Annotated in this window: 9 protein-coding genes; 4 read left to right on the top strand and 5 right to left on the bottom strand. The window is 56.6% G+C overall.

Annotated elements, in window-relative coordinates; all coding sequences use genetic code 11:
* Nucleotides 1-265 precede the first annotated feature (265 nt).
* Both VLM75_15860 and VLM75_15855 read right to left on the bottom strand, forming a co-directional pair.
* Nucleotides 266-601 (bottom strand): hypothetical protein, encoded by a 336-nt coding sequence (locus VLM75_15860; GenBank protein ID HSV98395.1) that lies wholly within the window; start codon nucleotides 599-601, stop codon nucleotides 266-268.
* A 57-nt stretch (nucleotides 602-658) separates the two neighbouring features.
* On the bottom strand, nucleotides 659-1,165 hold the full coding sequence (locus VLM75_15855) for a peptidylprolyl isomerase (protein HSV98394.1): 507 nt from the start codon (nucleotides 1,163-1,165) through the stop codon (nucleotides 659-661).
* Between the two features lie 530 nt (nucleotides 1,166-1,695).
* Here VLM75_15855 and VLM75_15850 point away from each other — a divergent pair.
* On the top strand, nucleotides 1,696-2,775 hold the full coding sequence (locus VLM75_15850; GenBank protein ID HSV98393.1) for a serine/threonine protein kinase: 1,080 nt from the start codon (nucleotides 1,696-1,698) through the stop codon (nucleotides 2,773-2,775).
* Nucleotides 2,776-2,787: 12 nt separating this feature from the next.
* Here VLM75_15850 and VLM75_15845 read toward each other — a convergent pair whose 3' ends face one another.
* Nucleotides 2,788-3,564 (bottom strand): amidohydrolase, encoded by a 777-nt coding sequence (locus VLM75_15845; GenBank protein ID HSV98392.1) that lies wholly within the window; start codon nucleotides 3,562-3,564, stop codon nucleotides 2,788-2,790.
* Entirely contained in the window at nucleotides 3,552-4,694 is a 1,143-nt protein-coding gene (locus VLM75_15840) for a methionine aminotransferase (protein HSV98391.1), read from the bottom strand. Before VLM75_15840 ends, VLM75_15845 begins: the two co-directional genes overlap by 13 nt.
* Nucleotides 4,695-5,036: 342 nt before the next feature.
* Between VLM75_15840 and VLM75_15835 the strand changes: the two genes are divergently transcribed.
* Nucleotides 5,037-7,943 (top strand): response regulator, encoded by a 2,907-nt coding sequence (locus VLM75_15835; protein ID HSV98390.1) that lies wholly within the window; start codon nucleotides 5,037-5,039, stop codon nucleotides 7,941-7,943.
* Complete coding sequence (locus VLM75_15830; protein ID HSV98389.1) at nucleotides 7,940-9,301, top strand: histidine kinase dimerization/phosphoacceptor domain -containing protein; 1,362 nt, start codon at nucleotides 7,940-7,942, stop codon at nucleotides 9,299-9,301. Before VLM75_15835 ends, VLM75_15830 begins: the two co-directional genes overlap by 4 nt.
* Nucleotides 9,302-9,356: 55 nt before the next feature.
* On the opposite strand, the gene VLM75_15825 is transcribed toward VLM75_15830, so the two are convergent.
* Complete coding sequence (locus VLM75_15825) at nucleotides 9,357-10,463, bottom strand: OmpA family protein (GenBank protein ID HSV98388.1); 1,107 nt, start codon at nucleotides 10,461-10,463, stop codon at nucleotides 9,357-9,359.
* A gap of 414 nt (nucleotides 10,464-10,877) precedes the next feature.
* Here VLM75_15825 and VLM75_15820 point away from each other — a divergent pair, with 414 nt between their 5' ends.
* Nucleotides 10,878-11,423, top strand: a complete 546-nt coding sequence (locus tag VLM75_15820) for a hypothetical protein (protein HSV98387.1) — start codon at nucleotides 10,878-10,880, stop codon at nucleotides 11,421-11,423.
* Nucleotides 11,424-11,499: the final 76 nt, after the last annotated feature.

The following is an 11,499-nucleotide window of genomic DNA, read 5'->3' as shown; positions in this document are numbered from 1 at the left end:
ACGGGAAAACCCGTTCAGATCAGCCCTTAAAACCGCCCTTTGAAATCCGCCTGGAATTAACGAGGGAGAGATACGCGAGGAGTTTAGGGTGCTTTATCCGTTACAGTCACCTTATATTCAACATCCGGTTTGTCAACGAATATATGTAAAAAATCACGGATTTATTTTAAGGGTATGAAATTGAATGAAAACAATACGGTGACAGGCTGTTTCCGAAGATTAAAGAGCGCTACAATCCTTGCAGGTAAAAATGCACGGCGTCCTGTCAACCGCCCGCGCGCCTGGCCTCGAATCCCTCGCGCGCGAGCGCGGCGATGACGCGTTCGGTGTCGTCGCACTGGATGACGATCGTTCCATCCTTCGCCGTTCCGCCGGCGCCGAGGCCCCGCTTGAGTGTGGAGGCGAGGGATGACAGCGCTTGTTCCGAAAGAGGAAGCCCGAAGATCACCGTTACGGGCTTCCCGCTTCTTCCCTTCGTTTCGCGCCGCACGCGCACCATTCCGTCCTTTTTAATGCCCGAGGGCATCTGTTTGGACTCTTTGCGGGGGCCGCCCTGCCGAAGATCGCCCCGTTCGGTCGAGTATACGGTTTTATCCTTCATGGCATTATCACGCTCTGCCGGTCGTTTCAATCCGGCCTTTAATGGGCCGCACGTGAGTTACTTTTTGACTCGTGCGTTCCATTCCTCAATTCGATCGGTGAGTTTTGCAAAAAGTTCCTTTGTGTCGCCCTCAATGGTAATGGATTCGATTGTATCTCCCTGGGCTATGGCGTTGACGGTTTTCTGGTCGGTATCGTCCACGATCGCGCCGAAGACCGTGTGCTTGCCGTTTAGCCACGGAGTGGGGACGTGCGTGATGAAAAACTGGCTGCCATTGGTGCGGGGGCCGGCGTTGGCCATGCTGAGTATACCCGGCCTGTCGTGCTTGAGCGACGGCGAGCATTCATCCTCGAAGGTATAGCCGGGGCCTCCGGTCCCCGTGCCGAGCGGACAGCCGCCCTGGATCATGAAGTTCGCGATGACGCGGTGGAACTTGAGCCCGTTATAATAACCCTTCTGCGCCAGGTTGGCGAAGCTCGCGACGGTTACCGGCGCGGAGTCCTCAAAGAGGGAAAGCCTGATGTCACCCTTGTTCGTCTTTATGGTCGCGCTGAGCGTGCTCATAATGGCTCCTTTTCTCGTTGTTGTGTGCGGCGAAAATATGAATCATATCTTCCGAATTGTTGCGTAACCGACAAAAATGTCATCGCGAGGAGGCCGCAGGCCGACATGGCGATCTCAAAAGGCAACACGTTTTCATGGAAAACCAAATGCTTTATGAGATTGCCACGCCCCGATAAGTCCGGGGCTCGCAATGACACTTCATAAAGCAACAACTCTAGTATAGTGAACCGCGTTTTGTCAACAGTTGTGTGTAATAAAGTGCCGTTCCACGGCGAAGATGGTATCACTCCCGCCTTCGGCGGGGGAGATACTAAATCACATGGGAAAAACCGACGAATTCAAGGGGTAAAAAGTCCTTGCCATTGCGGTTGGGTGATACTCTTTAAACTGGTCGCGTAACCGGAAACGCAAATCCGGTTCATATGGCGGCGGAACGGGCGGGATGGACGTTCCGGAATTCGCGCACGCACGATTCATCGAAATATCACACCGCCGGTGACGCTCGAGGCGCACCGCACCTATGGAGATATATGGCACACGAACACGCGGGGCTTCCGGAAAACAGGTTCTTCTTCAACCTCACACCGGACATTATCCTCGGCGCGCTCGAGGAGGCCGGCTTCGAGCCGTCCGGGCATTGCATGGCGCTCAACAGCTACGAGAACCGGGTGTACGACCTCAGGCTTGAGAACGGTTCGCACGTCGTCGCAAAGTTCTACCGCCCGGGGCGCTGGACTCGCGAGCAGATACTCGAGGAGCACAGCTTCCTCGCGGAACTGCGCGCCGACGAGATCCCGGTGTGCGCGCCGCTCGAGCTCTCCGGCGGAGGCACCCTCCGCGAGACCGAAGGCATTTTATACGCCATATGGCCCCGCACCGGCGGCCGCGTGCCCGACGAGCTCTCCGACGGGGAGATCGCCATGCTGGGGCGGCTGTGCGCGCGCATCCACAACAACGGCGCATCCCGCGCGGCGCCGCACCGGATCGAGCTTACCGGGGCCTCGTACGGCCTCCGGCCGCTGGGCTTTCTTCTGGACAGGGGATTTCTGCCCGAACACTGCCGCGATCGGTACGCGAAGGCCGTAGGCGAGATCGTGGATATCTACGATACGCTGCGAAAAGACGTGCCGTTTCACCGCATACACGGCGACTGCCACCTGGGGAATCTCTTACACGGAAGCGAGGGCTGGTTCTTTCTCGATTTCGACGATTTTCTGATCGGACCGGCCGTGCAGGACGTGTGGATGCTGGTCCCCGCGCGCGATACGGAGGGACTCCGCCAGCGACAGGTGTTCCTGGATGCCTATAGACTCTTCAGGGACTTCGACGACGCGTGGCTGCGCCTGGTCGAGCCGCTCCGGGCACTGCGCTTCATCCGTTACGCGGCCTGGATCGCTATGCGCTGGGACGATCCGGCCTTTCCGTCGGCCTTTCCGCACTTCGGCACCGTCCAGTACTGGGAAAACGAGACGAGCGACCTCGAGGAGCAGGTTAAGTTCTTTTACGAGAACACCCGCAATCTTCCGGAGGGCATACGGAAGACGGAAGAGGCCGGAGAGGGTGATAAAGAGCTCACCAATAAGGACTTCTTCTGGGACTGGGAAGGCTGAGGGCGCCGCGCGTCAGCCGAGCGTAAACGGATCGGCGTCTTTCCATGCCGGGAACGAGCGCCGGTACTCGGAAAGCCGTTCGTACGAAAGCTCAAGCACGTGCACGCCCTCGGCATCGCCGGCGTCCAGCGGTATCTCCCCCGAAAAATCGATCACCATGGAGTCCCCGCAGTAGGCGACGCCGTTGCCGTCCGTGCCGACGCGGTTGACGCCCACAACATAGCACTGGTTCTCGATGGCACGCGCCGCGAGCAGCGCCCTCCAGTGGTGCGCGCGTTTCGCCGGCCAGTTGGCGACGTAGAGCGCGACGTCGTAGGCGTTGGCGACATTGCGCGACCATACGGGAAAGCGCAGGTCGTAGCAGATGAAGGGGTGTATCCTCCAGCCTGCGGTTTCCATCACCGGGGCGCGCGTTCCCGGCGCGTAGACGGCGTCCTCTCCGGCCATGCGGAAGAGATGCCGCTTGTCGTAGTGCGAGATCGTCCCGTCCGGGCGCGCCCACAGCAGGCGGTTGAAATAGCGGCCCGCTTCCGCGATCACTGCGCTCCCGGCCACGTGGGCGCCGAGGGACCGGGCCCAGCGGCGAAGGCCCGCGGCGGCCCGCCCATCCATCCCCTCCGAAACCTCCCAGGGCGTCATCGTAAAACCGGTCGAGAACATCTCCGGAAGCGCGACGAGATCGGCGTTTCCGGCAAGGGGCGCCAGCAGCGTTTCGAAGCGCGCTATGTTCGCCTCGATGTCGTGCCAGGCGAGGTCGGTCTGGACAAGGGCAACTTTCAGATTCTGCATAAAAGCTCCGCCGCCCGTTCGAGCGTCTCATCCTTTTTGGCGAAACAGAAACGAAGAACGCGGTGATCGGCCGAGTCGTGGTGAAATACCGACGGCGGTATGGCCGCCACGCCGTGCTCGATCGTCATGCGCCGCGCGAAATCGACGTCGCGTTCGCCGGTGATCGCCGAGTAGTCGAGCATCTGGAAATAGGTGCCGCGGCTGGGGATCGCCGCGAAGCGCGAGGGGGCCACGAGCGAAAGAAAGCGGTCGCGCTTCTGCCGGTAAAATTCGGGAAGCGTGAGATACGATTCTTTGTTGTCAAGAAACTCGGCGTAGGCGTGCTGCACGGGTGTCATCGAGGCGAAGGTGAGATACTGGTGGATCTTCCGGAACTCCTCCGAGAGCGGCGCGGGCGCCACGCAGTAGCCGATCTTCCAGCCCGTGGTATGCCAGGTCTTGCCGAACGAGCTGATGACGAAGCTTCGCCGCGCAAGCTCCTCGATACGGGCCATGCTCTGGTGCGCGAGGCCGTCGAAGACGATGTGCTCGTAAACCTCGTCGCTCACTATGACGATGTCGGTATCGCGGACGATTTCGGCGAGGGAGAGCAGATCATCCCCCGAAAGCACCGCCCCCGTCGGATTGTGCGGCGAGTTGAGAATGATACAGCGCGTTTTTGGCGTGATGGAGTCCTTCACCATGTCCCAGTCGATCGAATAGTCGGGATGGCGCATGCGGCAGAACACGCTCACGCCGCCGCAGAGCGCAATGGCCGGCACGTACGAGTCGTACGCGGGCTCGAGCACGATCGCCTCGTCGCCGGGGCCCACCATGGCCGTGATGGCGGCGAAGAGCGCTTCAGTCGCGCCGGATGTCACCGTTATCTCGGTCGCGGGGTCGTAGCGGCGGCCGTACAGGTCGAAGGTCTTATCGGATATCCGCTCACGGAGGAGGGGAACGCCCTGCATGGGGGCGTACTGGTTAGCGCCCCGGCGCATGTGCTTCTCGACGAGCGCGATGAGCGCCGGATCCACGTCGAAATCGGGAAAGCCCTGCGAGAGGTTTATGGCGCCGCGCTCGTTCGCCAGGCGCGTCATCTGCGTAAAGATGGTGACGCCCACCGCGGGGAGCTTTGATTTAATTTGCATGATATTGTTCCGTAGATGCGCGCCAACCTTTGACACCCGGAGAAAGCAGCAGAGAAAGAAGAGGGTGTCAAGCAGTATACGATGCAAAAATAATTATTTGACACCTGTCGAGAATCGTAAATATACTTATCGCGGACCGCATGGATATAGGGTCTTTCTCCGTCCCTGGAGGGGTAAACCGGCTTTATTCTCCGGTAATGTGTTAACTCATATTTGGAATGATTGGGCGATTTGCCGGCCTGGATTATATTCCGGTAATGGCCGGTGAAAAACCCTGGACAGTTCATTCATACTATACGTCGATTGGTGCACATAAAACCTGAGGGGACAGGGGCAGATGGTATGAGTACGAAGTCCAACGATGTAAAAAAAACAATCCTCCTCGTCGAAGATGAACCCATTATTGCGCTGGCCCAGGCGGAGACCATCAGACAATTCGGCTATGACGTAATGGTTTCGTTCAGCGGAAAAGAGGCTGTCTTGGCGGCGAACGGCGATGCCTCTATCGATCTTGTTCTCATGGATATAGACCTTGGCGGGGAAATCGACGGCCCCGAGGCGGCGGTACGGATCCTCAAAACGAGGGGACTTCCCATCGTGTTCATCTCTTCGCACGCAGAGCGGGATATGGTGGAGAAGGTGCGCGGAATAACACGTTACGGCTACATAATCAAAAACTCCGGTGATTTTGTACTGCGGTCCTCGATCGAGATGGCATTGGAGCTGTTCGGGGCGAACGAGAATATCTTGAAGATCGCGAACAGAAACAGGGCGCTTCTTGACGCCATTCCCGACCCGATGTTTTTGTTTAATCGAGATGGACTGTTGGTGGATTATAACGCACCTGACGCCAGGGACCTCATTGTCGAACCGGAACGCTTTATTGGCCGCAACGTCGGTGATGTCCTGCCCGCTTACCTCGCGGAATTGACGAAGTCGAAACTAAAGGACGTTTTTGATACGGGTATGCCGCAGATATTTGAGTACGAGGCGCCGGTACATGGAGAGCCCCGCTTTTATGAAAGCCGGCTGGTGCCGTGCGGCAATGAGACGGCCCTTGCCATCGTTCGCGATATTACCGACCGCCAACGGAATGAGGATATGCTTAAAGCGGCAAACGAAGAGCTGTCGGGGATGATCGAAGAATTCGAATCGGCAAACGAAGATTTGATGATTTCCCAGCACGAACTTGAACTGAGTGAATCAAAATACCGCGGCTATATCGATAACGCTCCGGACGGGGTGATCCTTGCGGACAGGGAGGGATCATTTGTCGAAGTGAACACGGCCGCCTGCGCCATAACCGGTTATGAGGAAAATGAGCTGTTGCGCCTGTCAATACCCGATTTGGTCACCCGGGAATTCAAAACGCCGGTTATGGATCTGCTGCATGCCGCGGTTAAATCCGGCACGGCCAGGGGCGAGTTCATGTTCGCCCATAAAAACGGCACACTTCGATGGTTGTTTTTCAGCGCGGCAAAACTCTCCAATTCCCATTTATTGGGGTTTATAAAAGACATCACCGGGCGCAAACGGGACGAACTGGCATTGCAGGTCGCGCTGAAACGAAGCCGGCGCCAGCTTGACGCGCTGGCCGAGTTGTCCGTTTCGCCGGCGCTTGTCTCGGGGAATATTTCCCTGTTCGCCGGCCACCTCACCGAGGTTGCGGCCCATATCGCCGGCGTCGAAAGGGCAAGCGTGTGGCGGTTCAGGCAGGAAGCTGAGGAGCTGCACTGCCTGGATTTATACGAGCTGTCCGCTGATCGACACTCGTCGGGCGCGGTCTTGCACAGGGAGGAATATCAGAACGAGTTTGAAGCCCTCCGGTCCGCACGATACGTGGACGCTCATGAAGCATTGACCGATCCGAGAACGGCCGGTTATGTGGAAACATATTTTAAGCCGTTACGAATTACCTCGCTTCTGGATTCGGTTATCCGTATAAGCGGCCGTATATTGGGTGTTCTGTGCCTGGAGCACGTCGATGTGTCGCATCACTGGGAGCCGGATGAGATATCTTTTTCCTGTCAGCTTGCCGACCAGCTGGCGATCTGCATGTTGATCGCCGATCGCGATCGCGCGGAAAAAGAACACTCGGAAATGGAGAAACAACTGCGTCAGGCTCAAAAAATTGAGGCGGTGGGCCGTCTGGCGGGGGGTCTGGCTCACGATTTCAACAACATTTTGCATGTCATCACAGGGAATGCGCAACTTGCCTTGAAAGATGTTGAGCCGAGCGGCCTGCCGGCGGAATGCCTTCATGAAATACTGCGGGCCGGGGAACGCTCGGGCGGTCTGATAAGGCAACTCCTCGCCTTCGCACGCCGGCAGACCATCACGCCGGCGGTGCTGAACCTGAACGAAACCATCGGGAGCATGCAGAAAATGCTTGGCGGACTGGCAGGCCGCGAAATTGAACTGATTTGGAAGCCCGGCGTCGATTTACCGCCGGTGAAGATGGACCCGTCTCAGGTAGACCAGATTATCACCAACCTGGTGGTAAACGCCCGCGACGCGATCTCGGGCGGAGGGAAAGTCATCATCGAAACAGGCGTGGCGGAGCTGGACGAAACCGATTGCGCGACGCGCGATGGGTGCGTACCGGGTCTGTATATAATGCTCGCCGTCAGCGACGACGGCTGCGGCATGGATAAGGAAACGCAGGCACAGGTTTTCGAGCCGTTCTTCAGCACCAAGCGGGTGGGCGAAGGCGCCGGACTCGGCCTTGCAACCGTGTTTGGGATCGTCCGGCAGAACAACGGCTTTATCGACGTCCGCAGCGAGCCGGACCACGGCGCGACATTTACTCTTTACCTTCCCGCGTGCAAGGCGCCGGAACCGGTTGGAGAGGGGGAGGGTGGTTACACCGAGCCGTCGAAGGTGACCGAAACCATACTGCTTGTCGACGATGAAGAATCGGTTCTCAATCTCATCAAACACATGGCCAAACACCTCGATTATACCGTGCTTGCGGCCGGCGGTCCGATTGAGGCCATTAAAATTGCGGATGAACACCCGAAGGCCATCCATCTGCTCCTGACCGACGTGCTGTTGCCTGAATTAAACGGCCTTGAACTCTGGCACACGCTTAAAATCCGGCGTCCCGAGCTCAAGTGCCTCTTTATATCAGGCTACGCCTGTAACTCCATCGCCGGGCAGGGCATCCTGACCGAAGACATTCCTTTTCTACAGAAACCCTTCTCCATGGATACCCTCGCCATGAAAATACGGGAGGCGTTGGAGAAATGACTTACGCCGGATGGTGGCCGTTAAAAATCAACATCCTGATTGCCGTACTATGGACGGCCCTGATCGCGTCGCTGGCCGTATGGAATTACCGACAGGCGTCCTCCGCACGGCTCGAAATGGCGCTGTCCGGAGCGCGCGAAAGCCACAGCAAGTATATCGTATTCCGGCACTGGGCGTCCGTTCACGGCGGCGTGTATGTCCCGGTGTCCCCCGAGACGCCCCCGAATCCTTATCTTGCACACATCCCGGAAAGGGACATAACCACACCCTCTGGCAAGAGGCTGACCCTGGTAAACCCCGCGTACATGACCCGTCAGGTGCAGGAACTGGCAGAGCGCAGTTACGGCCAGCGGGGACATATAACCAGTCTCAATCCAATAAGGCCTGAAAATGCTCCGGATGAATGGGAAAGGGCGGCTTTGCTGGCTTTTGAGCGGGGAGTTAAAGAGGTATCGACGACAACCTTCTTCGGTGGCGAGGAGTATTTACGCCTTATGCGCCCGTTGATTACCAAAGCAGTCTGCCTGCGGTGCCATGCGGGGCAGGGCTACAAAACAGGTGACGTCCGGGGCGGGATCAGCATCTCCCTGCCATTGAGTCCAACCCGCCAGGCGCTCAATGCACAAATGAGCGCCATTATTTCCGGTTATGGCGTGGCGTGGCTTGTCGGTCTTGCGGGTCTTTTGCTTGCCATAAAAACAACGCGTCGCCAACTGTCCGAATTAAAACTATCCGAAAATACAATCAGAAATCACCTCGAAGAAAAGGAACTACTCTTACAGGAGGTGCACCACCGCGTTAAAAACAACATGGGAACAATAATCAGCCTCCTGAGCCTGCAATCCAGGGCAATGGAAAACTCAGCGGCCACCGGGGCCCTCGATGAGGCCAAAAGCAGGGTGCAGAGCATGATGGTACTCTACGATAAACTCTATCACTCGACAGATCATCAAAACATCTCCATGGCCGAGTACCTGCCATTCCTGGTGCGGGAGATCGTTAAAATATTCCCGCATGCGCCTTCGGTATCAGTCGAGACGAACGTAGAGGATTTCACGCTCGGAGCGAACAGGCTCATGCCGCTTGGAATACTGCTGAATGAGCTTCTGACCAATATCATGAAATACGCTTTCGGAGAAAACGGCGCGGGAACGGTGCGAGTTTCGGCTTCGGTGGAGGATGGGGCCGTCACCATCATCGTTGAGGACAATGGTATCGGGATGCCCGAGTCGGTGAGCGTCGAACAATCAACCGGTTTCGGCCTGGGACTTGTTGCGTCGCTGGTTCGGCAGTTGCAGGGCACAATAAGAGTGGAGCGCGACAAAGGGACAAGGTTTGTTCTGAAATTCAGATTATAGTCGCGGTCCCGGCCGATTTAAAGAACAGAACAACGATAACCACTTCAGAACATGCCTATTGCACCACGATAAACTCCACGCGCCGGTTGCGCGCCCTGCCGGCCTCATTGGTATTGTCATCGATCGGCTTCGACGACCCGAAACCCGCGACAAAGAGCCTGTTCTCGCTGACGCCCTTGCCGATAAGGTATTCCCGCACCGCTTTCGCGCGGAACACCGACACCTTCTGGTTGATGGTGGCGGTGCCGATATCGTCGGTGTGCCCGTCTATCCTGATCCGGACGCCCTTCTTTATCAGTTTGCCGGCAATTGAATCGAGTTCTTTGTATGACTCTGGAAGAATGGTGGCGCTTCCGAAATTAAACAGTATCTTATCGGAAATAAGAAGGACCTCCTCAGTATGGATGGAGTTGATGATTTTCCGGTAGAGACTGAGCTCGGCCTGCGACATCTTTTTAGGGTTGTCAGGCGCCTGGCCATGTTTAACCGCGGTTTTATTCTGGTACGAGAGCAGGAGCTTTTCATCGCCGCGTGTGGGATTGTTGACCTCGGTAATTCCCGAAAGGGCATACACGGTTGTCTGGTTCTGTTTAACGGGCGGCAGATACCTGTATCCGAAAAAGGTCTTCTGCGCGGGACGTGAATAGACGTCGCGTATCTCGAAGCCGAGTTCGGTGCCGCGCACCGAGGCGGTGGCCGTCGGCGTGTGGATGATGATATTCTGGTCCTGGAACAGGCGGTGGTAGGCCCCGTACAGCGAACCGCTGTTTAGCCTGAGGGCGATTTCTTTTATGGTTAGCCTGTCAAAAGTAAAGATCGAATTCGATGCGACCCTGACGGCCGAGCCGCCGTTGAAAACGATGTCGGCAAGGCCTTTGGGGCCGGTCTTTAGCTCGTACTTTTCCTTGAGAGTAGTACCGACCGCGGTTTCCCGCCACCTCGAATCGACATCCTGCCGATGGCGCACCTCGCCGAGCACGAAGGTAATGCGCGGGTTTTCGAGGACGAGCAGGGGCGGACGGATGACGATCCTGTTGCGGACGAGGAAATATAGAATTGTTACAGACAGGGCGAGGATGACGATGATACTGCCCGCGATTTTGAGCCTGCGGATCGAGAAAAAGGATTCAGGTTGCGGTTCGGTTTTCTTTTTAGCTTTCATGGATTTTCCGCCGGTTGTGATTTTGGCTTATGTCTATCCGGAGTGGACAGAAATTGCAAGTTCTTTTAATACCGTAATTGCGGGGTGAAAACCCGGCTGATACATATCCAGCCAAACTCCAGGTGACATCGGTGAAGGAGTACCTGTTATCAGGCAAGGTCAAAAAATTCACATATTTCAATAAGACGAATTGAGTAAAACGAGGGTGAATATGCACGGTTATGTCTGATAATGTCTTAACTATTACAGGTTATCCGTTCCTCTCGCGAGTGCTTTGTTATTAGCCTTGACTGTTTTGGCAATTAATTTCTATAATTTAATTGAGTTTTCCGGGAAACCGCTAAAATATGCTTGCCAAGTCCCGCAGGCGGCGGACACTCAAATATTGCGGATTATTCCTTCCGCGCCGGGAATATGTTCAAAAAGATCGTCGACATCGACTCCATTGTTCGGCGCCCTACGGCGCGGACGCGACGTGCTGAAGCGGTTATTTCGCTCGTATGTGTTGTTGCGCTCGGAGTGACGGGTTTCGCCATGGGACAAGCCGGCGGCCGGTTGCTGATGAAAGATTATCTGACAGGAGGGGGCCGGCTTGTGCCGTTGCTATACCGGCCCTCATTTCAGCATTTCACGACCGCGGCCATGCTGGGCAGTGAAGACGAACTGAGACGGCTTGCCGGATACTATGCGCTTCTGGAGGGGGACGCTATCGATGTCGATTTCCTCGTGGAACGTTATGGGATGGAGCGCTCCATCGTTATTAGGCGCACGATCGTCTGGCTGATGGGGTTTTCCCGGGACGTGCGCGAGGCCGCCGATGCATGCGCCGGACTCTACGAAAGCGCGCCGCGCGAGGTCAGGGAGGAGATACTGAGAAGCATAAAGAGGCTCGATGAGGTTATTTATCGCGATTTTGTGGAGAGTCTGAGTAAAGGCGGCCGGCAGCCACGGAGGCCATGAACGCGGGCTGACCAAATATACTTGACTTTTAGGGCAAGGGCAAAGTCAGATAAAAGCGACAATGCGGGCGGAGTGA

The sequence above is a fragment of the Spirochaetota bacterium genome, assembly GCA_035477215.1.
GTDB lineage: Bacteria > Spirochaetota > UBA4802 > UBA4802 > UBA5368 > MVZN01.
The sequence above is the reverse complement of the archived record's forward strand: the minus strand, read 5'-3'. Positions and strand labels throughout refer to the sequence as shown.